This is a genomic window from Thalassovita sp. (assembly GCF_963691685.1).
In the GTDB taxonomy this organism is placed as follows: Bacteria; Pseudomonadota; Alphaproteobacteria; order Rhodobacterales; family Rhodobacteraceae; genus Thalassobius.
The window spans coordinates 137,626-163,675 of the sequence record NZ_OY829290.1 but is presented as its reverse complement, the minus strand read 5'-3'; the positions used below and the strand labels follow the sequence as shown (position 1 = coordinate 163,675).

Annotated in this window: 12 protein-coding genes; 4 read left to right on the top strand and 8 right to left on the bottom strand. The window is 60.7% G+C overall.

Annotated elements, in window-relative coordinates:
• Positions 1 to 25: 25 nt before the first annotated feature.
• From ACORLH_RS00710 to ACORLH_RS00675, 8 genes are all read right to left on the bottom strand, one after another.
• Positions 26 to 13,849, bottom strand: coding sequence for a calcium-binding protein (locus ACORLH_RS00710; RefSeq protein ID WP_321830694.1), 13,824 nt, complete (start codon positions 13,847 to 13,849; stop codon positions 26 to 28).
• A 58-nt stretch (positions 13,850 to 13,907) separates the two neighbouring features.
• Positions 13,908 to 15,008, bottom strand: a complete 1,101-nt coding sequence (locus ACORLH_RS00705) for a BamA/TamA family outer membrane protein (protein WP_321830692.1) — start codon at positions 15,006 to 15,008, stop codon at positions 13,908 to 13,910.
• Positions 15,009 to 15,013: 5 nt separating this feature from the next.
• Positions 15,014 to 15,892: an efflux RND transporter periplasmic adaptor subunit gene (locus tag ACORLH_RS00700; protein ID WP_321830691.1), complete on the bottom strand. Its 879-nt coding sequence runs from the start codon at positions 15,890 to 15,892 to the stop codon at positions 15,014 to 15,016.
• A gap of 2 nt (positions 15,893 to 15,894) precedes the next feature.
• Positions 15,895 to 17,370: a TolC family protein gene (locus ACORLH_RS00695; RefSeq protein WP_321830689.1), complete on the bottom strand. Its 1,476-nt coding sequence runs from the start codon at positions 17,368 to 17,370 to the stop codon at positions 15,895 to 15,897.
• Between the two features lie 400 nt (positions 17,371 to 17,770).
• A complete protein-coding gene (locus ACORLH_RS00690; RefSeq protein ID WP_058245440.1) occupies positions 17,771 to 18,718 on the bottom strand; it encodes an ABC transporter substrate-binding protein in 948 nt (315 codons plus the stop codon).
• 73 nt (positions 18,719 to 18,791) lie between these two features.
• Entirely contained in the window at positions 18,792 to 19,799 is a 1,008-nt protein-coding gene (locus tag ACORLH_RS00685; protein WP_321830687.1) for an ABC transporter permease, read from the bottom strand.
• Complete coding sequence (locus ACORLH_RS00680; RefSeq protein ID WP_321830685.1) at positions 19,799 to 21,322, bottom strand: sugar ABC transporter ATP-binding protein; 1,524 nt, start codon at positions 21,320 to 21,322, stop codon at positions 19,799 to 19,801. Before ACORLH_RS00680 ends, ACORLH_RS00685 begins: the two co-directional genes overlap by 1 nt.
• Before the next feature lie 45 nt (positions 21,323 to 21,367).
• Positions 21,368 to 22,933 (bottom strand): altronate dehydratase family protein, encoded by a 1,566-nt coding sequence (locus ACORLH_RS00675; protein ID WP_321830684.1) that lies wholly within the window; start codon positions 22,931 to 22,933, stop codon positions 21,368 to 21,370.
• Between the two features lie 85 nt (positions 22,934 to 23,018).
• Between ACORLH_RS00675 and ACORLH_RS00670 the strand changes: the two genes are divergently transcribed.
• Genes ACORLH_RS00670 through ACORLH_RS00655 form a run of 4 tightly spaced genes read left to right on the top strand, consistent with a single transcriptional unit; the run spans position 23,019 to position 26,047 of the window.
• A complete protein-coding gene (locus tag ACORLH_RS00670; protein ID WP_321830682.1) occupies positions 23,019 to 23,732 on the top strand; it encodes a GntR family transcriptional regulator in 714 nt (237 codons plus the stop codon).
• Between the two features lie 17 nt (positions 23,733 to 23,749).
• The gene (locus ACORLH_RS00665) at positions 23,750 to 24,802 is read left to right on the top strand and encodes an aldo/keto reductase (protein WP_321830681.1); all 1,053 of its coding nucleotides are present in this window, start codon (positions 23,750 to 23,752) and stop codon (positions 24,800 to 24,802) included.
• A complete protein-coding gene (locus tag ACORLH_RS00660) occupies positions 24,792 to 25,220 on the top strand; it encodes an RbsD/FucU family protein (RefSeq protein ID WP_321830679.1) in 429 nt (142 codons plus the stop codon). The genes ACORLH_RS00665 and ACORLH_RS00660 overlap by 11 nt, the downstream gene beginning before the upstream one ends.
• Positions 25,217 to 26,047 carry an amidohydrolase family protein gene (locus ACORLH_RS00655; protein ID WP_321830678.1) on the top strand — a complete coding sequence of 277 codons (831 nt, stop codon included), beginning with the start codon at positions 25,217 to 25,219 and terminating at the stop codon, positions 26,045 to 26,047. The genes ACORLH_RS00660 and ACORLH_RS00655 overlap by 4 nt, the downstream gene beginning before the upstream one ends.
• The last annotated feature ends 3 nt before the right edge of the window (positions 26,048 to 26,050 follow it).

Sequence of the window (26,050 nt, the reverse complement as noted above, 5' to 3'; positions counted from 1 at the left end):
TGTTCAGCCAAGTCACGCGGCCAGTTTACTCAGCCGCGAGGGCCAATTTTTCCATCTGTGTAACCGCATCACGGTCAGTGACAACCCTGCTGAGGAGATAATCCACCACCTCAACGATCAGCGCTTCGAACTCCACCGCGCCCATGCGCGACAGGGACCCAAGATCGTTGATCGTGCTTTCAATCAGCGCTCCGCGCACCAGATCCAGATCCGCCCCGGCGGCAATTGCATTGGCCAGCGCATCGGTGACCGCAGCGCTTTCCAGATAGGCCAGCACATGGGCCACGATCTGACCGCGTTGCAGCGGCCGCGCCTCAGCCTGATAGCCCTCAGACACTTCGATCTCAGTCTCTTCGGCCACAACCTCATCCTCGACCTCTTCGGGGGAGGTGAACTTCAGTGGCACACCGATGGAATCCTCTTCTTGCGCGGCAGAGACCACATCGGTGGCGCCCAGACCGGCATAGTTTGAGGTGTAAAGCGCCCGGTGCGGCGTGTCGCCGGCAAAGCCATCAATCCCCCAGGTGGCGCGGAACAGGCCCGCATAGCCATCCGACTGCAGCAGATCCTCAGCCGTGTCGCCGTAGAACAGATCCGGGCCCAGACCGCCCACCATGATGTCAAAGCCGCTGCCGCCGCTCATCTCATCATAGCCGCCATCAAGGAAAGCAAAGTTGGTGTCGACGGTGATCACCTCATCCAGCAGGCCTTCGGTGTTGAACGACCAGCTGCGGACGTAGATCACGGTTTCCCCGATCAGGAAGTCCTGCCCGGCCTCACCATAGATGATGTCATCGCCGAAGCCGCCCATAATGAAGTCATCCCCATCAGAGCCATAAAGCGTGTCGTCAAAACCCAGATCTTCGCGGATGCCAACCATACGGCTCATCCGGTCCCAGGCGGACTGACCCGGCAGCACGTTCTGGTGACTGTCGAACTGCAGGGTAACCAGGTCCCCGACCAACAGGTCATCATCCAGACCACCGGTGATGCTGTCATTGCCGAACTGGCCGATGATGATGTTGTCGCCCGAACCACCAAGCGCGGTCAGCTCATCATCACCGCCACGATCCTGATTGGTCAGCAGCAGCGTTTCCACATCCGTTTCATTGCGGAAGGTCACGGTGCCATCATCGCCCAGAACCACGTCCTCACCCGCTTGGGCCAGAACGGTGTCATTGCCCTGTGCGGCCATAACGATGTCATTGTCTGCGCCGGCATCGATCCAATCATCGCCACCGGTCTGCATCACCTCAACCGTTGCCTGACCCAGCCCGGTCATATGGGCCGAGGTCCAGTTGCCATCATCGCCAAGGATCAGATCGTCACCCGCGCCCGAGGAAATCCGATCCGCGCCCGCACCGCCTAGGATCACATCAACCCCATCCAGCGCGGTGATGGTGTCATTGTCCCCCGTGCCCACGGTCTGCGTCACAGCCGTGCGCGTTGCCGCGCCGGCAAGGCCGGCCTCCTGGGTGATGATCCCCATGTCACCGATCACAGTGTTATCGCCATGGCCCGCCTGAATGCTGTCCGCCCCCAAGGCCCCGATGATCACATCCAGACCTGCACCTGTGGTGATCGTATCCGCACCATCCAGACCATGGGTTGCGAACACCTGGCTGATGCCGCTGGTGTTGACCAGGATCTCACCATTGTCACCAAGAATCCGGTTGTCACCATCACCTGCCTCGACCAGATCACTCGCCGCGCCAAGGATCAGGCTGTCATGGCCCGCCCCGGTGGTCACGTTGTCATTGCCGCCGTTGTTCACCACGGTTGAGACCAGACGCAGATGCGCAGCGGTCTGTTCAATCCAGCCATTGTCACCGATCAGGGCATTGTCGCCATCGCCAAGATTGGCCACATCCGCCGCGCCGCCCAGAACAACAAAGTCCGAACCGCTGCCCGCCGTGACACTGTCCGCGCCCGCCTGATCCGGGGTGTCGCTGGTCAGATAGGTCCGGTCACTGGTCACGGTGATCTCACCATTGTCGCCAAGGATCAGGTTATCGCCATCACCCGCCGCCAAGGTATCATCGCCGACGCCCAGAACGATGGTGTCCTGACCTGCACCCGATGTCAGGCTGTCATTGCCGCCCAGCTCAGGGCTGGAGGTAGCAACCCGCGTCTGCGTGGGCGTCACGGCAATCACGCCGTTATCACCCAGACCGATGTTGTTGCCCTCACCCAGATCGGCCACATCCGCACCGTTGCCCAGCGCCATCATGTCATTGCCGCTCAGCGCGGTGAGGGTGTCATTGCCGCCAAGGCTTGGGCTCTGCGTGGTCAGGGTGGTGCTGGTGCCGGCGACACGGATCACACCGTTGTCGCCCATCACCAGGTTGTCACCCGCGCCCAAGTGCGCCCAATCGGCACCTTCGCCAAGATTGACCCAGTCAGTACCGGTGCCCGAGGTCACGCTATCCGCACCACCGGTGGCATCATCGGTGCTGGTAAGCGTGGTCTCCGCCGCCGTCACATCAATCACGCCGTTGTCGCCAAGGATCAGGTTGTCGCCGCTGCCTGCCGCCAGAGTGTCATCGCCGGAGCCCAGAACCATCACATCCAGCCCCGCGCCGGAGGTCAGGCTGTCATTGCCGCCCTCGGCCGCCGTGTTGCTTTCCACCCGCGTCTGGGTTGGCGTCACGGCAATCACGCCACTGTCGCCCAGACCGATGTTGTTGCCCTCACCCAGATCAGCCACGTCAGCACCGTTGCCCAGTGCCATCATGTCATTGCCACCAAGCGCGGTGATGGTGTCATTGCCGCCCAGCGCCGGGCTCTGCGTGGTCAGGGTGGTGCTGGTGCCTGCGACACGGATCACACCGTTGTCGCCCATCACCAGATTATCACCCGCGCCCAAGTGCGCCCAATCCGCACCTTCGCCAAGGTTCACCCAGTCATGACCCGTGCCAGAGGTCACGCTGTCCACGCCGCCGGTGGCATCGTCGGTGCTGGTCAGCGTGGTCTCCGCCGCCGTCACATCAATCACGCCGTTGTCGCCAAGGATCAGGTTGTCGCCGCTGCCTGCCGCCAGAGTGTCATCGCCGGAGCCCAGAACCATCACATCCAGCCCCGCGCCGGAGGTCAGGCTGTCATTGCCGCCCTCGGCCGCCGTGTTGCTTTCCACCCGCGTCTGGGTTGGCGTCACGGCAATCACGCCACTGTCGCCCAGACCGATGTTGTTGCCCTCACCCAGATCAGCCACGTCAGCACCGTTGCCCAGTGCCATCATGTCATTGCCACCAAGCGCGGTGATGGTGTCATTGCCGCCCAGCGCCGGGCTCTGCGTGGTCAGGGTGGTGCTGGTGCCTGCGACACGGATCACACCGTTGTCGCCCATCACCAGATTATCACCCGCGCCCAAGTGCGCCCAATCCGCACCTTCGCCAAGGTTCACCCAGTCATGACCCGTGCCAGAGGTCACGCTGTCCACGCCGCCGGTGGCATCGTCGGTGCTGGTCAGCGTGGTCTCCGCTGCCGTCACATCAATCACACCGTTGTCGCCAAGGATCAGATTGTCACCATTGCCTGCTGCCAAAGTGTCAGCGCCGGAGCCCAGCAACACCCAATCGTTGCCGTCACTGGTGGTCACATCATCATTGCCGCCTGCGGTGATCCCCTCAGAGCTGAGGCGCAGATCACCGGTGCTGCGGGTCAGGCTGACAGTGCCAACGTCACCCAGCACCGCGGTGGTGCCCAGGCCAAAGCGCGCCTCATCATCGCCCAGACCCAATGCTGCAATGTGATCCCCTGCCCCAACGGTCAGGCTGTCATTGCCACCGGCCTGGCTGGCATCCAGCTGCAGGAACCGCTCTGCCGCGTTGTTGCGCAGGGTACCGGAATCGGCAAGCACGTCAAAATCACCATTGCCTGCGATCAGCGTATCTGCACCCTCACCCAGCATCAGCTGCATGTCGCCATTGCCAACCGTGACGTGATCATCGCCGCTGCCCGGGGTGACATCCGCAACCAGGGAAACCGACAGATCAGCACTGCGGCTGTCATGGGTCAGCGTGCCGCTGTCACTCATCACCGCGGAGGTGCCGTTGCCTGTACTGATCGTGTCATTGCCATCGCCAGCAACAACCAGCGCCGTGCCATTGGCCGCGGTGATCTGGTCACCATTGCCAGCGGTCACACTGGCGGTGCTGGTCATCACCACCTCACGGCCGGTGTAGCTGCTGTTGTCATCAATACGGATCGAGCCGTCATCGCCCATCACGTAAATGGTGCCATCGGCCAGGGTCGCACCATCTGCGCCGCCGCCAAGGATCGCCGCCACATCGCCGCCCGTGGTGGTCAGCTGGTCCGCCCCGTCACCGCTGTGGGCCGCGCTGATCATATCGGCCACCATCGCCCGGATCAGGTTCTTGGCCCTTGCGTCGGCGGCCTCCTCATCGCTGGTGGGGGTGCTGCCCAGCGGCACATAGCTGCGCAGGGCGTTCACCCCGACAGAGGTCATGTTGATGGTGCCGCTGTCGCTCAGCACGGCCAGACCCGCGGCCTGCGCCGCGATCGTGTCATTGCCGCCACCCGCGATCACCACATCCATCAGATCCTCCAGGGCAGGGTTGGTGTATTCAGACGGTGTATCCACACCCAGAACGATGGTGTCATTTCCATCATGCGCCGAACCGGTGCCCGTCATCGACGGCCCCGTCAGATCGATCTGTCCCAGATCACCCAGTACGAAATCCGCACCCAGGCCTGCATAGATCTCATCGGCCCCTTCGCCGCCAAGGATCATGTCATTGCCGCGGCCGGCCCGGATCACATCGTCGCCGCCACTGGCGCTGGCGATGCCACGGATCAGCGTCGGCACCTCAAGGATGCGCGACCCGGAAATTTCACCAAAGTCACCCAAGAAGATGTTGTTGCCTTCGTAGTCCTCTAGCACCTCAGGCAGGCCCGCATCAGACAAGCCACCGATCAGGATATCGTTGCCCTGTTCGCCTTTCAGCACATCGGTGCCGCCATTGCTGCTGGTGTCAAAGGTTGTGGTGGCGTGTTTTGCCACCATACTGGCCGAGAAAGTCACCGTGCCGAAATCACCCAGCAGAATATCATTGCCGATCCCGCCCGAGATGCTGTCGCGGTCGCCACCGCCGATCAGCACATCGGCACCATCGCCACCGCGCACGGTGTCATTGCCATCAGCAATGTCTTCGCTGGCCACAACCAGACCAGAGGTGCGTTGCACGCTCAGATCAATATCGCTTAGCGCCAGCGCAGTGCCGGAACTGTCGGACATGTCGAACAGGCCGCCATTGATCAGGTCGTTTTCCAGACCCCCAGCCAGCACATCCGCACCAGCGCCGCCTTCCAGAATGTCCTGCCCCAGCTGACCAAACAGCTGGTCAGCCCCGGACCCGCCGATCAGGATGTCGCCTTTGTCTTTCAGCGCCATGGCTTTGATCGCCTCGGACGCGGTCAGCCCGTCTTCGCCGGCGGCCTTGCCCCAGCCCCAGACCTCTGTCCGGGCGCCGTCGACCTTGATCAGATCCGCGCCGGCACCGCCTTCGATGTAAACATCCGACCCACCGATGGAGATCACATCCTCCCCAGCGCCAGAGAAGACATGCACGTTGCCCGTGCCCGTCAGAACGCCGGTGATCTGGTCATCCCCCGCGCCGGTCAGAATCACGTGGTTGCCGTTGCCCACGGTGACGGTTTCAACGTCTTTCGCCGCCTTCAGCTGGGTGTCTGCGGTGTAGACCGACAACAGGTTATGCAGGTTCAGTTTGCCGCCGTTGTAGTCATAATTGGCTGCAGCACTGGGGTTGGGATTGCCGCTGGCATCAATACCCAGCAGCGCCAGCAGCTTCGCCTCAGTGACGCCACCGCTGGAAAATTCGCTGAGGAACAGATCCCGCATCCCGAAATCATCATCGCCAAAGTAGATCACATTGCCACTTGGGATATTGACGGTGTCTGCCCCCCCTTCACCAAAGATCACATAGGTCCCGGTGGCCCCGGAGGGCGCTGTGATCCGGTCAATGCCGTCCCCGGCAAAGACCACATGCACACCAGAGGGCGGCAGGGTGATCTGGTCCGCACCGGTGCCCGTGTAGGTCACGGTTGGGATGCCGTTGTTGACGCCGCTCAGATCGACGGTGTTGTTGCCATTACCGGCCGGTACGATGATGGCCCCAGCGGTCTGATCAAAGCTGCCTTGGATCGTCTGTCCACCGCTTTTCAGCGTCACCTGGAAGGGGGAGTTGGGCCCATCCACAACAATCCGGTCATCGCCGTCGCCTTCGATGGTCGACATGCTGCCACCGGCACGCGCGCCCACGTTCAGGATCGCAGTGTTGCCGGTATCGCCCGGATCGGTGGCCAGCTGTGCCGGCGGCTTAAGCCCGCCAAAATCAATCGAATCGCCAAAGTTAAAGACCGTGGTCGACCATTTCAGGTCCGGCAGCGGCCAAGGCAGGCTGATCCCGGCCCAGACGCTCAGCTTGAACTTGTAGCTGGCGCTGCCGCGGAACAGATAGCCGAGCGTATCGCCGGGTGAATCGGCTGCAGCCTCAACCAGTGCGATCAGTTCGGGGATGCGCAATTTGCCATCATCATTGGGATCATTGAAGCTCAACTGGACCCCGACGTGGAAGTTGGAACTCAACCCGGCAAGCCCTGCATTCAGACGCACCGAAGCCCCCAGATAGGCATCCACCAAGGAGCCCGGCGCGGCGTCGATAAAGACCCCATCCAACAGACGCTCAGGGTCATAGGAGTTCACGAAGTTCACAATGCCCGACATGTCATAGCCAACTTCGAATTTGGCGATGAAGCGCGCCTCAAAGGTCGCCTTAAAGGCGCTTTTGACGATCTTCTTAACCCAGCCCGGCATACCAAATTCGCTCAGCAGCTTGTCAGCCACATCGATCACGCCTGTGTCGACGTTGAACAGGGTGAATTTGGCACGGACTAGGTCCACCTCATCAAAGTTGCCCAACAGAATGTTGAGCGCCGAGAAGGGATCGGTCAGCAGTGGCAGCTCAGCCGAGAGACCTTTGTTGGGATCGCCGAAGACACCAAAGCCGCCGCCTTGGGTCGCAGAATCTGCATTCGAACGCGAGATGTTGGACTGATCCATGCTGGACATCGTGGATTCACCACTTTCGATGTCATCCGCATTGCCGGTGAAGTCATAGTCACCAAAGATCACCATCCCACCCGTGCGGTTCAGCGTCACCAGCATCTGTGTGACCTGATTGCCGACAGTGATCACAGTGTCCGCCATCGCGATAATCGGGAACACATTGCCCAGAATATCCACCAGGAAGCTGACCGGCGGCGTTGACAGGAACTTGAAGAAATCGGCCAGCGGCTCAATGAAGCCCATGACCGGATCAAGGATCGGTTTCAGCAGCGCATCATAAAGAACATTGGCGTCCAGACGGACCTGATTGAACATCAGCTTGTCGATGTTCAAACCATCAGCAACGCTGTAGCCGCCTTCAAAGATCAGCTCGGTCATCACGCTTGGGATGACCTGCGCGCCACCAAATTCGATCGGCTGCCCGGTTTCCGGGTTCAGCACGTTGGCTTCCAGACCGATCTGGATGTCAAAGCCGGCAACGAAGTCAAAACTGATCAGGTTGCTGGTATCCAGCTGCGCCAGATAGACCACCTTTTCCCAGTCCATCCGGTTGCCCAGACCATCGCGCACATCCACGCCACTGAAATCACGATAGGCGCTGTCTGCAGTGACACCGCCGGTGCCGTCAGGCTGATCATCGGGGTTCAGGATCTGCAGGCCAGTATCGCCATAGAGATCCGCACCCAGGCTGGCGGTCAGCTGCGCCGTGCCGCTTTGGCCACTGGCGCTGGCCCGTTCGGTCACGGTGCCATTGGTGACGGTCACCGCCTCAGCGTTCACCCCCAGAATGCCAAACAGGCTCATCGAGCCCTCAAAGCTGCCTGCATCGACGGTGAAGTCGATGCTGACCTCATTCTCATCGGTGTCATTGAGCAGGAAGAAGCCTTTGCCATCATAGCCGAAGCCGATGTTGACGATGTAGTCCAGCGTCATCCGCACCTTGGAGCCATCTTCGACCGCAAGATCAAAGCCCGGCACGCCAAGGTCAAAATCAATCGCCACCTCTTCGTCAAAGATGATCGCGTTGAAGTTCAGCGCCACGTAGAGGTAGCTGTCCTCAGTCGCGCCGTCGGTGTTCAGATAGGCTTGCAGATACTGCGTGCCCGAGGTGCCCAGCAGATCGTTCAGCGCGTCGTTCACCACGCCGGTCAGGAAATCGACCGTGGTAGGATAGCTGCCATCCGCCAGCGGGGTTTCCGCCCAGGCCAGGGCCTTTTGCACCACGTTCAGGCGGAAATCATCAAAGAAGGTCACGCCCGCGCCGATCGCATCGCCGACCACCGGCAGGTTGATCCCGCTGAGGTAATCATCAAAGATCTGCTGCATCTGGTTCAGCAGCATATCAAGGCCACCCAGCACCAGTTTGGGATCGTTCAGGATCGCCAGAACGTTCAGGTTCTCCAGGAACTCTGACAGATCAGGCATCTCAAACTTGATTTCACCCAGACCGTCGCCAACCGCCAGTGCCACGCCGTTGTAGATGTCCATCAGCGCCCCTTCGAGCGAGGTGGACCAATTGGCCGAGGTCAGGTTGGCCAGCACAAAATCATCCGGCGTGACCAGAAGATCTGCCTTCCAGCTCAACCCATCAGTGGTGGGATCAAACAGGCCCAGCGTGTCACTCATCGGCAGGAAGACATCGATCGCCATCGCCGCGTCCAGATCAAACAGATCGGCATAGCCGACGGCAGGATCATTGGAGATTTCAAACACATGGCTCAGATCATATTGATCCGCGTGTTCATCCCCGTCGATGTCATTGATGCCCAGCCGCAGGAACGCAGGTGAGCCTGCATCGTCGCCGGCGGTGATCAGCGCATGGCCGTTTTCAACCATCACCTCAATCGGGCCCAAGCCCAGCTTCAGCTCCAGCCCATCATTTACGCCCGCGGTGAAGCTGGCAATGATCCCGGTGTTGACCGTGTCCAGATAGACCCGCGGCGCACCGGCGGTGACACCGTCATAGATCACCTCAGAGGTCATATCGCCTGCACTGAAACCGCTATCCCCGGCAAAACCCAAGGCCCGCGCCACGTTCGAACCGCCAAGGCTTTCGACCTTGAAGGCGATGTCTTGGGACTGATCGTCTCCGCTGACGGTGAAGGTGATCGCCTCATAGCCCAGCGCCTGCGGATAATCAGTTGCCCGCAGTTTCAGCGTGCCGCCATCGTCCACCAGATCAAACAGGTTTGACAGCTGCACCGCCGGGATCGGCAGGGCGGAGGCGCTTAGCACATTGCGCGCCAGATAGGTGTTCTGCAGCGCCACATTGGCCGCCGCGATGAACCCCGCACGGGTCCGGTCCGCCTCGGCCGGGATGGTCACCTCCACCGGGGTTCCGTTTACCGACACGGTGAAGATCAACTCATCCGCAAAGGCCGTGAAGCCGGCATCCAGCGCCACGGTCAGGGCGCCGCCGTCATCGGCACCCGCCACTTCACTGGCACCGAAGAGTGCGGTCACATCAGTGTCGTCGATGATGGTGTTGTTGCTGTCAGACAGGGTGATCTGACCGCTGGCTTCATCATAGGCAAAGCTGACCGTTGCGCCAAACTCGGCCTTCACCGCGGTGTCAATCGCAGCAACCACATCACCCAGTGTGGTCAACCCTTCCAGATTGACCTCCACCCGTTTTTGTTCGCCGGTGTCATTGTCGATCCATGTCAGACGCAGATCATTGCCGCCACCCGGCGCCAGATTGAAACTGCTGACCGTGGACAGCGCGTTGATGTCCTGCGTGGATTGCGCAATCACTGTCGGGGTCACCAGCGTCGGGCTGAGGTCAATCCCGAAGGAGAATTTCATTGCCAGATCGGGGTCAAAGATCAGCGCCCCATCGCCGGAAACGTCAACCAAGCCGCTGACCACATCCGCCAGATCCGGCCCGACGATATCGGCCAGCTGATCGCCCAGCAGCGCCGCAAGGTCCAGGTTGAAGGGAAGCTCTTTCTGGTAGTCCTCCAGGAATTTGAACTCCAGATCGAACAGGATCGTCTGGGCATCGCCATCCCAGGTCAGCGTCACCGTGTCCTGACCAAAGACCCCTTCCAGATAGGCCTCAACCTTATCCAGCCCGGACTGCGGATCATTGCGCAGATCCTGCAACGCCTGCAGGAAGTCGGCCGCAAACTGGATCTGATCCAGGATCGATAGGTTCAACAGCGGAATATTGGCGTCGAGGAAAGGCATTTTCTCGGACAGGGTATCGCCCACCACAACCAACACATTGGCAATTGCCACCAGCGTGTCGAGGATATCGCCATCTTCCAGCGCGCTCAGACCATCAATCGCGGCCAGCGCATTGGGATCGTTGCTGAGCAGTTGAACGTCATAGCTGCCCTGAATGTCCTTCAGATCAAGGATGGTGGCGCTGATGCCATCAACCAGATCTTCGTTGATGCCGCTGATACCAGCGACGTTGATCTTCACATCGCCCAGACGGAACAGGAACTGCGCCAGTTCATCGCCACCGGTGTAGCCAAAGGCATCGGTGACATGCTGGATCTCACCCGCATTTGCGATCGGTGCGCCACCTGCGGCAAGAGCCTGACCAGCCCCATCGACCACAATGCCGCCTTTCAGATCAAAGCGGCCCAACAGCGATCCGATCCCGGGGGCCTGGGTGTGCACCACCTCACCGTCCACCAGATCCACCTTATCGGCCACGGCCTCGTAAAGGTTGCGGAAGCTCAGCTGTTCGTTAAACGCGCCTTCGGCATCGCGGCCAATCAGCGTCGCCTGCAACTGGGTGTCCAGCGCCAGAATGTTCTGGCTGGCATCCTCAGAGCCGATGTTGACCGAAACGATCCCCAGATCCGCCGTGCCAATGATATCCGTAGCAGACCCGGTCACACCAACATCCAGCGACAGGTCGTTGAGGAAGGTATTGTCCAACACCGCATCCAGCAGTTCATCGCCAAAGCCGCGGCTGGCTTCCAGCGCGTTGGCCTCACCACTGTCGGTGATCAAATCGGTCGCCAGCCCTGCCAGATCAATCCCGATCCCCGAGGAGAACTGCGCCCTCATCTCAGCCGCCAGCGCCGCCTCAAGCGACATGTTGTTCAACACCCCGATCGACAGATCGCCGGTGTTCAGCGTGACCCCGTCATCCCCCGTGATCGATAGGGTTTTGACCAGATCCGGGAAGCTGAAGATCAACTCACCCTCACTGGTCAGCTCCAACGTGGCCCCCGGCATGGTTTTGTCCAGCTCGGTGTTCACCCAATCAATCAGCGTATCCACGCTGAGCGCCTTCATCAGCTTGGACGGATCCACGTTGAATTCAAAGCCACGGGTTTCTTCCGCGCCATCGGCATCCGTGCCACGATCAAAGGCCAGACCATCCCCGGCCGCGTTGGTGCTGACGTTGACGTGGTAGCCCTTGCCATCCAGCGCGCCTTGGAAATCTGCAATGAACCCGCTGAGCGAGCCAAACCCCGGGCCGGAGCTGGACTGCACATCCACCTCCTGCTCCTCGCCGTCCACCGTAATGGTGAACCGAACGGATGAAACACCCTCCAAAGCGGTCATATCAAAGGTGCCAAACTCAAACCCGGACACGCCGGTGGTGAACCGCGCAATGGTCCCGCTGAAATTGGTGGCCCCGCCATCGGTGCTAAAGGCATCCTCGGCCTCAGACAGTTGCCCGTCGTCAAACCCAAACTGCGCAAGGGATACGGTGTCATCCCAGCTGCCATCGCTCTGACGGCGCCCAGCCAGCACGGCAAAGCTGTTGTAATTGCCATTGCCGTTTGCGGTGCTGCTCAGCTTCAGACCACCAAGGAAGGACAGGGCAGCGGTGATCCCATAGGTGCCCAGCGCCCCGTTCAGCGCGTCCAGCAGGCTGTTCATCCGCGCCTGTTCATCACTGGTGTCCACCCCACCGGTCCACAAGTCGATGGTCACGATCTGTGAGGTCGGATTGCCATCGGGGGTCACGATGCCCAGTTGCAGCTGATCATAGGCCAGCAACTCCGCCCATTGCGCATCATTCAACGCCAGACCGTCGTGGCTGTCCGCGGCCCCCATCAGGCTGTTGGGCAGTTTCTCCGTCAGCGTCTGACCAGCGTTGTCTGGATCATCAACCTCCTGCGTCATGCCAAAGGCATCGGGGTCGATGGTGAACTGTTGCGCCAGGCTGGAGAAGACCGAAGCCACCTCATCAATCACCTGGCTCATCCGGATATCGGTCAGCGGAATCGCCAGATCAAAGGCTGCATCGCGCAGGGCGCTGGCGATGGTGTTGCCCACATCCTCAAGGAAGCCAGTCATCTCACTGACGCCCATCGCCGCCAGGCCTTCGATGGCGCTTTCGATCGCCGCCGCCAATTCTGGCGACACATCCGCCACACCGCCGTTGAGGGTCAGATCAAAATCCGCCGTTGCGGTATCGCTGATCCCCTGCACCAGCCCGCTGGCACTGTTGGTGTCCAACACCGAAGAGAACCCCACAACGCCTGAGAAGTTCTGATCAACCGACCCAAAGGCCAGCGTTCCGTCAAAGGCCACTTCTGCCAGACGGTGCGGATCCACGCCCCCAAAGGCCACAGCGGTGTTGCTGCCAACCTCCTGAATACGCGCCTCAACGCTCAGGCTGTGGCCATGGCCGAACCATTCGTTGCTGGGCACCGGGCCGGCGGTGAAATCGGTTTGGAAGCCAAGGTTAAACCCGGATGTGGTTTCGGCATAAACACCAAAGGTCGCCAATTCCAGCGCGGTCACATTCAGTGACAAAAGGCCAAGCGAGGCCTCAGTCCCAACGGCCGCATCAATTGCCCCACCCACCTGCACCAGCGGCGCGAAGTCAAAGTTGTGAATGTTGAGGCCAACCTGATCCAGCGTCAGCGCATTGCCCTCAGCCGGATCGTCATAAACCGCGATGCTTTGCAGCTCGAAGGAAATCAACGCCCCGCTGTCCGAACCGGACAGGATATCAATCGGCAGGGTCAGGCCGGGAATGGCCTGCTGCAGCATGGAGGTCATATCGGTGAAGACCTCAGGCAGGTTGATCGCCACATCCACCGCGGTGGTGATGTCGTTGTTCAGCCCGTCCTTCTGCTGGGTGAAGGTGATCAGCTTGTTGTCGGCAGGCCCAACATCGGTCAGCGTCAGGGCGAAGTTTTCGTTGCTGCCCAGACCAAAGGCCGCGGCCAGATTGTCATCAAACGCCGCCCGCGCCACCGCGGTATTCGAAACGCCAAGCCCTGCAATGAAGGTATCGATGTCGTCTGACACAGTGCCATCGGCAAAATTCGCATAGGTGTAAAGCCCACCCAGATCCGTAGCACTGACCTTATTGGCGCCGATCACGCTGTTGATGTTGGCGGCCATCGTGTCAAACGTGGCGGTATCAATGACATCCTGTAGGGTGCCCTTCAGATCGGTGATCGCCTTGGTGATCCGATCCGCGACCTCAACCACCGGGTTCAGGTCCACCACCTCGGTGTCATTGGCCCCCGCCAGAATGCCCTGGCTGGTCTCCAACAGCGGGCTGATCGCGGCAAAAGCGTCATCGGCCTGATCCGTGAAGGTCTCCAGCACATTGCTGACCGCGGTGAACTGATCCTCAAAGGACTGCGCGATACCCGCCAGCACGGAGGTCAACGCTGAGGAGGCATTGAGATCCCATTCCAGATTTGCATCCAGCATCACCCGCGGCTCAAGCAGCCCGGTTTTCAGATCCACCGACAGGGGTGCCACCTTGACCGCGTTGGTCCGTGTGATCTTGCTGTTATGACCCATCTGAAATCTCCATGCTTCCGTGCCTAAAAACAGGCGTCACCCACTCACTCGGGACCGGTTAAAAACGTGCGTTCAAGGACAGCGACAGGCGCTGTTCTTCATCAATGTCTTGGCTGTTGATCGGCGCCGCCCAGGACAGGGACAAATCGCCGTAACGGCTTCGCCAATGTCCTGAGACACCAACACTGCTGCGCCAGTGGCGGCTGTCATCGACACCTGAAATGCCGGGCAGATCCCATGTACTGCCGAAATCGTAAAACACACCCAGCGCCACGTCTTCGCGCCAGCCGGGGGTCAGAACCTCGGCACTGCCGGTCAGGTATTTGGTGCCGCCCAGCGCGTCGCCGGTGCTGGTGTCGCGCGGCCCGGCACTGCCCGAGGCAAAGCCGCGCGGCGCTTTGCCACCAAGGAAGGCGCGGTCGAGGATATGCACATAGCCGTCATCCCCCGTGCCACGCACCGCCCCGCCGCTGGCGCTGAGCCGCCAGACCGTCCGACCGGCCAACGCCTGAGTGGTTTCGAAACTGGCATAGAGGTGCCGGCTGTCCCGCCGCCCCTGCTGCGCCACCGAAAGCTTGCCGCCCAAAGCTGCCGAGGTGCCCGGCTGGAGCAGTTCGCGCCCACGCGCACTGTCCCAATGCAGCCCCAGGGTCAGACCTGCCACTTCGCTTTCACCGCTATCCGCCGCGATAATCGAGGAAATGCCGCTGTCGAGGTCATCCAGCTCATCACGCTGCCAGAACAGGCTGCCCTGCCAGGACAGGTTCTGCCCCAATGCCGCGCCAAACTGCAGCTCAAGCCCGATATGGCTTTCGCTGTAGGGGCGGATATCCCAATCCGAAAGCGCGCCGTTCACCTCAATGGCGGCCCAGCTGTCCGCGCCCAGCGCGCTTTGCCCCAAGTCCCATGTCTTGGTGATGCTGGCCCGGCTGCCCTGACCCTCATCGCCCAGTCGGTGCTCCAAGTCTAAATCCACGCCACTGCCGGCGATGTCTTCGCCCGAAAGGCTGATATCAGCGGTGGAACCGTAAAGCGTGGAATGGCTGACCCCAACGGTCAGCTGCCCATTGCCCGCCTGCTGCGCCATGGCCTGCGGGGCCATCAATGTGGTGGCCGCCATTAGCAGGCTCAAAGGCAGGGTTTGGTTTGTCTTTTGCAACTTCATCACTCCTGCACCCGTGCCGCAGCCAGATCGATCTGGCATTTGCTGCCGGGCAACACGCTGTCGGCTGACAGCAAAAAGAAAACGCTGATGGTGTTTGAGGCCAGGTCAGCAACCGGCGAAATGTAATCAAGGCTGAGGCTGTGCTGCGCCACGGGCGTGCCGATCGCCGCGTCAAAGCGATCCTGCGCCGCAAAGCTGCTGATCAGGGCCGAGGGCACAAAGGCCTCAACCCGCAGCGGCTGGTTCACATAAAGGGTCGCCACAGGTTCCTGCCCTGCGGCCTCACCGGGATCGATCAGGTTTTCGCCAACCACACCCGCGACCGGGCTGCGCAGCTGCATCGAATCCAGGATCGTCTTGGTCCGCTCAACCTCCAACGCGGCCAGCGCCAGTGCCTGTTCAACCTGCGTGATCTCCGCCTCAGCCAGTGCCAGATCCAGCACCGCCGCGTCGTGCTGCGATACCGAAACCGCACGCTGTGCGCTGGCCTTGGCCAACCGCGCCTCTTTGATGGCCAGCCCATCACGGCGCACCTTGGCAGCGTTCAGCTCAGTCAGATCCGCCGCCCGAGCCTTGGCCACGTTCAACTCGGCCTCTAGGATGGTGGTGTCCAGCTCAACCAGCAGATCGCCGACCTTCACCTGATCACCGGGGCGTACATGCACCTTGGCAACCGTGCCCGGTGACGGCGCGGCCAGTTCGACAACGCGCAGCGGTTTGACGGTGCAGTTGATCTGCCGCAATGCAGGCGCCGCTGCGCCTGCACGCGCGGCAAACTCTTCTTTCGACAGCACAGGCTGATCGGCCAGCACATGAGCCGGACCAGTCGCGATCATTGCGGTCAGCGATAGGGCCAACAGCCCCCGGGGCGCGCGCATCCTCACAGTTCAGCCTTGCTGAGATCTGCCCCCGCCAAGTACTGCAGACGCGCCCAGGCCCGGATATATTCCACCTGATAGTAGGCCACCCGTTCCCGCGTCACCGCATAGCGCAACTCCCGCGCGGCCACGGCGATTTCAGCCGACTGGCCATTGTCAAACCGCAGCTTTTCGGTCCGGAAGGCCCGCGCCGCTGCGCCGGAGGCACGGGTCGATCGCGACAGTGCCTTGCGCAGCTCACCCATGCGCTGATGGGTGGAACGAATGTTGGTTTCCAACTCACGCTGGCGGGCATGGTAATCCAGCGTCGCCGCCCGCGCCTGCACGGTGGCCGGCAGCATCGCATAGCCTTCACCTGCCGCGTTAAACAGCGGGATGGTCAGGCTGATGCCCATGGTGGTGTCCTCGGTCAGTGAGCCACCGCCAAACCGGCTGTCTGCGCGATCTTCCTGCTTCATCGAGGCATAGGCCATCAACACAGGCGAGAAATCATCGGCAATCGCGGTGCGCCGCTCCAGCTCCGCGCCAACAGCTGTCAGCGCCGCCGCCATCATCAGCGGGTTTTCTTTCAGACCCAGCGCCACGGCGTCATCCGCGCTGATCTTCCGCTCCGCCCCGACAAGGCCCCGCGGCATGGTGATGCGCGGCACCTCATCGATCCGCTGGCCCGTAAGACGCGCCAGCGTGCCCAACGCTTCGGCATATTCGGCGGCGGCCATGGCCTCCTCGGCGGCCAGTGTTGAGCGTTCGGAGCTGAGGGAGGCTGATTTCACCAGATCGCCCAGACCGGTTTCATCCAGCACGTCCTGACTGTCGATTTGACGCGACATCAGCGCCATGCGACGGCGCAGCAGTTGCGAGCGGGTGCGGGCCTGCGAGGCCACCAGATACGTATCCAGCACCTCATAAGACACATCGCGCACCGTACGGATATATTCCACCTCCGACAGTGAGCGCGCATTGCCCGCGTGCTGAATGCCAAAGATCCGCGCCAGATCAAAGATCGGCTGTTCCAGACGCAGCTGCATCGACTGCACCGGATATTCCGCCTCACCCAGCTGGAACACTTCGTTGTCACTGTCGATCACGCTTTGCTGGATATTGCTGTGATCCAGCACAAAACGGACCTGCGGCAGGTAGCCAAAGATAGCGTTCATCCGCTGCGCATCAGCAAGGTTGATGTTCTGTGCCGCCGCCCCGATCCGGGGGTTCCTTTCCAGTGCCGCTGCAACAAGGGTCGCCAGATCCGCGCCCTCTTCCTGACCGAGGTCGGCAAACTGCCCCTCAAGGTCCCCGTTTTTCTGGCCCCGGGCCAGCGTCTTGGCCAGACGTTTGTCCAGTTTTTCACCGGCCTTTTGATCCAGACCCGCATCACGCAAGGCCGCCAGCCGCTCAGGCGTGGCCTTGCTGGTTGAGTTTGCACAGCCCGATAGCGTCAGCGCAGCCACAACGGCGCCCAGCAAAAACTGTTGCTTCATGAATTCTGCCCCCTGGCCTGCCTCTGGCCTTGATTTCCCTCAGGTAAACCGCGCGAGTAGGCGCTGCGTCGACCACTTGAATTTGTATTCACCTGTACTTTAGTGCAGGTTTTTCTTTGTTCTAGGGGAGGGAACTGGCGCAATCAACCTAAATAGGTTGCCTTGCAGCAATTACTTTTAGGCTTCTGTGACCTCAGGAACACAACCACACTGCTCAGCGGCTTTTGCAATCCTGTGCACAGGGCTTCGCCAGCAATGTAGCGCAAAGCGCGTGCCAAATTCAGGCCGTAGAAACCACAGAATCAAAGGTTTTTGGAAGTGCCCCGGCGCGACCCGCAGTGCAGGAACCCCAAAAAGAAATGACCCGCCAGTGGCGGGCCATTCAGGGAGGTTTCGGATCTTAGTCGTACAGAACCGCGGCAACCTTCGGATCGTCGATGTTGCTGGCATCATAGTAGTAGAAGCCGGTGTCGATCAGCGCTGGCACAGTTTCACCCTTCTGCGCCATCACCGCTGCCTTCACGGTTTCATAGCCGATGCCCACCGGGTTCTGGGTGATCGCGCCCGCCATCAGACCGCTGCGGATCGCGTCTTTCTGCGCTTTGCCGCTGTCATAGCCGATGATGACCAGATCTTTGGTGCCCAGTTCCTGCACACCGTTCACCACGCCGATGGCCGAGCCTTCGTTGGTGCCGAAGATACCGTCCAGATCCGGGTTGGCGGTCAGGATGGCTTTGGTCACTTCGGTGGATTTCAGATGATCGCCCTGACCATACTGAACAGTCACAACCTCAATATCGGGGTAGTTCGCTTCGATCTGGTTCACAAAACCATCGCGACGGTCGATGCCGGTGCGGCTGGTCTGGTCGTGGGCCACAACGGCAACCTTGCCTTTGCCGCCAATCAGCTCGGCCATCTTGTCAGCCGCCATGCCAGCCGCCAGCGCGTTGTCGGTGGTGGCGGTGGCCAGCGGGATGTCACTGTCAACGCCACTGTCGAAAGCGATCACAGGGATGCCCGCCTCATTGGCCTGACGCAGCAGCGGAATGGCCGCCTGACTGTCCAGCGCGGCAAAGCCGATTGCGGCCGGTTTGTTGGCCAGTGCGGCGGCCAGCATATCGATCTGACGGTCAACCATGGTTTCATTGTCCGGGCCTTCGAAGGTGATGCGCACACCGTACTCTTCGGCGGCCTGCTCAGCACCGGATTTCACCGCCTGCCAGAACTGGTGCTGGAAGCCCTTGGAGACCAGCGGGATGTACAGCTCATCTGCGGCCGATGCCATTGAGGCAGGGGCGGTCAGGGCTGCGGCGCTCAGGGCACCCAGGATAAAACGACGTGTAAGCATGTGTAACTCCTCCGATTAATGTCACGTTGTCGTTGGTTGGTTGGGGCGGGTCAGGGATCCCACCCCACGGGCCTCAGCCCGATTTCTTGCGCCGCACCATGTCGGCATAAACCGCCAGAATGATGATCGCGCCGGTCACCACGGTCTGCCATTCCTGCGCCACCGACAGGACGCGCAGACCATTGGTCAGAACCGCCATGATGAGGGCGCCGATGATGGTGCCAAGGATGGTGCCACGGCCGCCCGACAGTGAGGTGCCGCCGATCACAACCGCTGCAATCGCTTCCAGCTCATAGCCCAGACCCAATGCGGGTTGCGCCGAGTTCAGGCGCGAGGCAATCAGGATACCGCCGATGCCACAGATGCCGCCGGCCAGCGCGTAGATGCGCATTTTCCACGCATCAGTGTTCACACCGGACAGGCGCACAGCCTCTTCGTTGGACCCAAGGGCAAAAGTGTAGCGGCCCAGCACGGTGCGGCTGAGGATATAGGCCGCCGCGATGGCCACCAGAAACAGGATCAGCACACCGTTCGGGATCGGCAGCGCCGGGATCACCTCGCCAATCAGTGACCCGCGCGAGATCTGGTCGAACCCCGGCGTGTCGTTGAAATAGATCGGCCGGGTGCCGGAAATGACCAGCGACAGGCCTTTCAGGATCAGCATCATGCCAAGGGTGGCGATGAACGGCGGGATCTTCATCTTGGCCACAAAGGTGCCCGAGGCCAGACCGCAAAGCGCGCCTGCGCCAATCGCCGCCGCAACACCGAGCAGCAGCGGCATCCCCATGTAGGTCAGCACCACACCGGCGATCACCGCGCAGAAGGTCATCAGCGTGCCCACCGACAGATCGATACCCCCGGTGATGATCACCAGCGTCGCCGCCACCGCCAACACCCCGTTGACCGAGGTCGCCTGCAGGATCGCGATCATGTTTGAGGTCTGCATGAAGTTCGGCGACGCAATCGAGAAACCGATCAGCAGTGCGATCAAACTGGCGAAGGCCAATAGCTTCTGATAGGCGCCACTGTCGCCCAGATTGGCCAGTGGGGATTTTTCTTTCACGTCAGATACGGTGCTCATTAGACTGTCTCCGCTACACGCAAGGCGGCATCCCGTTGGGTCGCCAGCTGCATGATGTCTTCTTGGGTTGTTTCTTTGCCGCCGGGCAGGATGCCGGTCAGTCGACCCTCGCACATCACCGCGATCCGGTGACTGAGGCGCATGATTTCGGGCAGTTCAGATGAGATGACGATGATCGTCTTGCCCTCGGCTGCCAGCTCTTCCAGCAGTTTGTAGATTTCCGATTTCGCCCCGATGTCGATGCCCCGGGTCGGCTCATCAAAAATCAGGATGTCACAGTCGCGCAGCAGCCATTTGGCGATGACCACCTTCTGCTGATTGCCACCTGAGAGCAGCCGCACCTCCTGACTGTCCGACGGGGTGCGGATGCCAAGCTGATGGATGAAGAACTTGGCGGTGTCCGCCATCTTATCCTCATTCAGCACCCCCTGACGCGTGGCAAAAAGGTCCAGCGAGGACAGCGCGATATTGTCCCGCACATTCATGCCCGTCGCCAGACCGAAGTGTTTGCGATCCTCTGACAGGTAGCCGATCCCGGCCTTCACCGCGTTACTGGGCGATTGAATATCAACCTTGGCGCCATGCACCTCAATGACACCGGCATCACGACGGTCCGCCCCGAAGATGGCGCGTGCCACCTCCGTCCGACCGGCCCCCATGAGACCGGCAAAACCCAGGATCTCGCCACGCTGCACCGCGAAGCTGACATCCTTAATCTCTTTACCGCGGCTTAGCCCTTGAACCTTCAGCGACACCTCAGCGTCGCCCAGATCAGGCACCTCCAGCGGCTTTTCATTGACCTCACGACCCACCATCATCGCGATGATCTGACTGATCGGCGTCTCGGCAGCACCAACCGTGCCCACATATTCGCCATCCCGCATCACGGTGACCCGATCCGCGATCTGTTTCAGCTCATCCATCTTGTGGCTGATGTAAACAATGCCCACGCCTTCGGATTTCAGGCGGCGAATGATGGCAAACAGCTCAGCAATCTCAGTGTCGTTCAGCGCTGCTGTCGGCTCATCCATGATCAGCACCTTGGATCGGAACGACAGCGCCTTGGCGATTTCCACCATCTGCTGCTTGGCGATTGTCAGGGACCCAACCAGCACCTTGGGATCAAGGTTCAGGTTCATCGAGGCAAAGATCTCGGCCGTCTTGGCGTTCAGCGCCGCCTCATCCAGCCGCCCAAAGCTTTTGCGCGGCTCGCGGCCGATGAAAATGTTCTGCGCGGCGGTCAGATCGTTCATCAGGCTTAACTCCTGATGAATGATGCCGATGCCCAGATCCTGTGCTTCCCCCGGTGTTGTCGGATTGACGCTTTGCCCTGCGATGATCAGATCACCACCGTCACGTTGATAGATCCCCGAAAGGATCTTCATCAGCGTGGACTTGCCCGCGCCATTTTCCCCCATCAGAGCATGTACCTCGCCAGGGGCGATATCGAACTGCACGCTTTTGAGCGCGTGCACGCCGGGGAAATACTTTTCAATCCCCGTCATCTCGACCAGCTTAGACATGTCTCCTCCCTTCTTTCTTTGAACTTCCGTTTCGGTTCGGCGGCGCTACATCACCGCGCCAATTTGCCAGGGCACGAATTCCACGCCCCCAAATCCCAGCTCCTCACTTTTGGTTTTCTCCCCCGAGGCCACGCGGATCAGCAGTTCGAAAAGCTCCTCACCCTTCGCCTCAACGCTGATCCCGTCGGTCACGATGTCCCCGCAGTTCAGGTCCATGTCCTCAGACAGGCGGGCGTACATTTCAGAATTGGTGGACAGCTTGATGCAGGGTGTCGGCTGATAGCCCGAGACCGAGCCGCGCCCGGTGGTAAAGACAATCAGGTTCGCCCCCGACGCCACCTGACCGGTTACCGAACAGGGGTCAAAGCCGGGGCTGTCCATGAAGACAAAGCCCTTGCGGTCAATCTTCTCCGCAAACTTGTAGACCCCGCTCAACGGCGCCATGCCGCCCTTGGCCACAGCCCCCAGCGATTTCTCAAGGATGGTGGTTAACCCGCCGCGCTTGTTGCCGGGGCTTGGGTTGTTGTCCATCTCGCCGCCGTTGCGGGCACAGTAATCTTCCCACCAGACCACACGTTCGATCAGTTTTTCACCGATCTCGGCATTTTCGGCGCGGCGGGTCAGCAGGTGTTCGGCGCCGTAGATTTCAGATGTTTCCGACAGGATCGTGGTGCCCCCGCGGCGCACCAGCAGATCCGAGGCATAGCCCAGCGCCGGGTTCGCCGTGATGCCGGAATAGCCATCCGAGCCACCACATTGCATCCCGACGGTGATTTCGCTGACCGGGGCCCGGGCGCGTTCGGCTTTGTTGGCCTCGGCAAGGATACCCTGCAGCTGGTCCAGACCACGTTCGATCGTGCGGCGGGTGCCACCTTCGTTCTGGATCGTCATATAGCGCAGGATCCCGTCCGGGCGGATCGGCTGACCGCCCACCAGATCCTGCAGCTGCATCACTTCGCAACCCAGCCCGACCAGCAGGATGCCGCCAAAATTGGGATGCTGCGCGTAACCCGACAGGGTGCGGAACAGGGTCTCATACCCCTCATTCACCCCCGACATGCCGCAGCCGGTGCCATGCACAATCGGCACAATCCCGTCGATGTTTGGAAATTGCGCCAGCAGCCCAGCACGCTCCGCCGCCTCAGTGATGAACCGCGCGACTGACCCCGAACAATTCACCGTGGTCACAATGCCCACATAGTTGCGGGTGCCCACCCGACCGTCAGCGCGGTGATAGCCCATGAACGTCCGGCCATCGGTGATCGGCTCCAACGGCACGGCGGCGCTGGCGTGGGCGTAATCCTGTTTGTGATCCCCCATGCCCAGATTGTCGCTGTGGACATGGGCGCCGGGCAGGATTTCACATTTGGCCTGACCGATAATCTGACCGTAGCGCACCACATTTGCGCCCGATGCGATCGGCTGCGAGGCGATTTTATGCCCCCGTGGAACAGGGCTTTGGGTGGTGCAGTCACAGCCCACCAATTCTGCATTCGCCGGCAGGTCTTGCAGGGCGATGAGCACGTTGTCCTGCGGATTCAACCGCAGAACCTTGCGATCCGAATCCCTACCAACACCCTGTAATTTATTATCTTTTTCCAAGTTCAGCATTATTTTCTCTCTTACCGACCCTTTTTGGCTAAACCGCCAACACACCACTTGTCAACTAACATGTTAGCATGATAGTAATATCAGTATGGATAATACGAACGACATTGATGCAGCCTTGCTTGCTGATATTTCCACCCTCGAGGGCTCCTTGGCCCAGCGGGTGTATCAAGCAATGAAAGAGGCCATTCTGGCGCTGGACTTCCCGCCCGGCGCCAATGTGAGAAAGGCACCGATCTGCGAGAAACTTGGTGTTTCCCGCGCCCCGGTGACCGAAGCCATAGCCCGTCTGGCCAATGACGGGCTGGTTGATGTGGTGCCCCAGTCCGGCACCCATGTGTCCTATTTTTCGATGGACGAAATCCGCGAAGGTGTGTTCCTGCGCGAAGCGCTGGAAGTGGCCACAATTGCCAAGGTGGCCCGCGACATCACCGAGGATCAGCTGAAAAAACTCAGCCGCAACATGCGCCTGCAGGAACTGCTGGTCGAAGACGATGACATCACCGGCTTCTATCAGGCGGATGAGGAATTTCACCAGATGCTGATGGAGTTCACCGGCTTCCAACGGCTGCCGGATGTGGCCCAGACCGTGTCATTGCAGGTGACCCGTGCCCGTCTGCTGCTGCTGCCAACACCCGGCCGTGTGGCCGAAACGCTGGAAGAGCACCGCGGGCTGTTCAACGCCATTCGCGACCGTGACGAACAGGCGGCGCAGCGTGAAATGCAGCGCCATATCGGCCAGTTGCTGCCGCGTATCGCGGCCCTTCAAGCCGACAAGCCCGAGCTGTTTCAGAAGCATTAAGACCATCGAGACCTGACATGAGCACATCCAAACTGCGACTTTTGAACCAGCGCACATCGCGCCCTGTCCCGTTGACGCAGTTGGGATTTGGCGGCGCCCCGCTGGGCAACCTCTACCGCAAGGTCGAAGAGCAGGATGCGCAGGCAGCCCTGCAGGCGGCCTATGACTGCGGCGCCCGTTTCTTTGACACCGCGCCGCAATACGGGCTGGGCCGATCCGAGATGCGATTTGCCACCGCCCTGCAGCGGTTTGGCCGTGAAAACATCCAGCTTTCGACCAAGGTGGGGCGGTTGCTGCTGGATTGTGAACCGTATGAGGTCACCCCCGAAGCCTTTGTCGACGTGCCGCAGAAACGGATCGTCTTTGATTACAGCTATGACGGGGTGATGCGTTCCTATGAGGAAAGCAAAGCGCGCCTTGGCGTGGATGCGGTAGATATCCTGTTGGTGCATGATGTCTGCGCCTTCAGTCAGGGCAGCCAGGAGGCCTCGGACGCGAAGGTGCGCGAGCTGTTTGATGGCGGCGGCTACCGCGCGCTGAGTGAGCTGCGCGATGCAGGCGAAGTGGCGGCCATCGGCGCTGGCGTCAACGAATGGCAGGTCTGCGAACGCCTGCTGGGCCTTGGGGATTTTGACGGCTTCCTGCTGGCCGGGCGCTACACCCTGCTGGAGCAAGAGGCGCTCGACAGTTTCCTGCCGCTTTGTGAAAAACGCGACGTTGGGATCATTCTGGGCGGCCCCTACAACTCGGGCATATTGGCCACCGGCGCGGTGCCGGGGGCCAAGTATAACTATGCAGACGCCCCGCCAGACATCATGGAACGTGTGCGCCGGATTGAGGCGGTCTGCGCCGCGCATGACACGCCACTGATCGCTGCCGCGCTGCAATTTGTGCTGGGCCACCCCTGTATCAAAACCGTGGTGCCCGGTGCCGTCTCCGCCGCCGAGGTGCAGGCCAATGCCGCGCTGATGGAACGCCAGATCCCTACCGCCCTATGGCAGGATCTGCGGGCCGAAGGGCTGATCCGCCCAGATGCGCCGCTACCGTCGGAGTTGACCGATGCTGCGTAACATCGACCCAATCCTGTCCCCCGAGTTGCTGAAAACCCTGCGCGCAATGGGCCATGGCGATGAGATCGTGATCGCCGATGCGAATTTCCCGGCCAGCAGCCTTGGCCCCACCTGCATCCGCGCGGATGGATCCAGCGCCAGTGAGATGCTGCGCGCTGTGCTGCAGGTCATGCCGCTGGACCGCTACGTGGCAGATCCCGCCCTGACCATGCAGGTCGTTGACGCCCCGGAGGAGGTGCCCGCAGCGGTGGCGGATTTCAACACCATCATCCAAGAGGTTGCCGACAATCCCGTGCCGACCCAAAGCCTTGAGCGTTTTGCCTTCTACGATCGCGCCGCAACGGCCTATGCGGTTGTGCAAACGGGCGAAACCCGGCTTTACGGCAATATCATCCTGAAAAAGGGTGTGATCGGATGAGGTTGGACGCACATCAGCATTTCTGGGCGCTGGCCCGTGGCGATTACGGCTGGTTGACACCCGGACTGGCACCCATCTACCGGGATTTCCTGCCCGATGACCTGTCGCCGATCCTCAGCAAATGGAACATCGACGGCACCCTGCTGGTTCAGGCCGCGCCGACGGTTGCCGAAACCCGCTTCATGCTGGACCTTGCCCATCAAACCCCCTTTATCAAAGGGGTTGTCGGCTGGATCGATTTTGAAGCAGCGGACGCCGTCGATCAGCTCAATCAACTGGCGCAGGATCCGTATCTGCTGGGCATTCGCCCGATGATCCAGGACATCCCGGATGTGGATTGGATGCTGAACCCTCAGTTCGCCCCGGTGTTAGAGGCGATCATCCACCACGATCTGGTTTTTGACGCCCTCACCCTGCCGCAGCACCTGACCGCGCTGCATCAGCTGGCGCAACGCCACCCGGACATGCGGATTGTCATCGACCACGGCGCCAAGCCGCTGATTGCGCAAGAACAGATCACGGAGTGGGCGACAGATATGACCGCGCTTGCCGCGCTGGACAACATCCGCTGCAAACTCTCCGGTCTGGTGACCGAAGCCGGCACGCCTTGGGCCCGCAAAGATCTGGAACCCTACGTGCAGCACCTGTTGCAGGCCTTCGGCCCGCGCCGGCTGATCTGGGGCAGTGACTGGCCCGTCTGCACCCTTGCCGCCAGCTATGACACCTGGATGGACACCAGTGAGGCCTTGCTGGCCGACCTGTCCGCCGAAGATCGCGCCGCCATCTTTGGCCTCAATGCCATGACGACCTACAATATCAGGACCTGACCC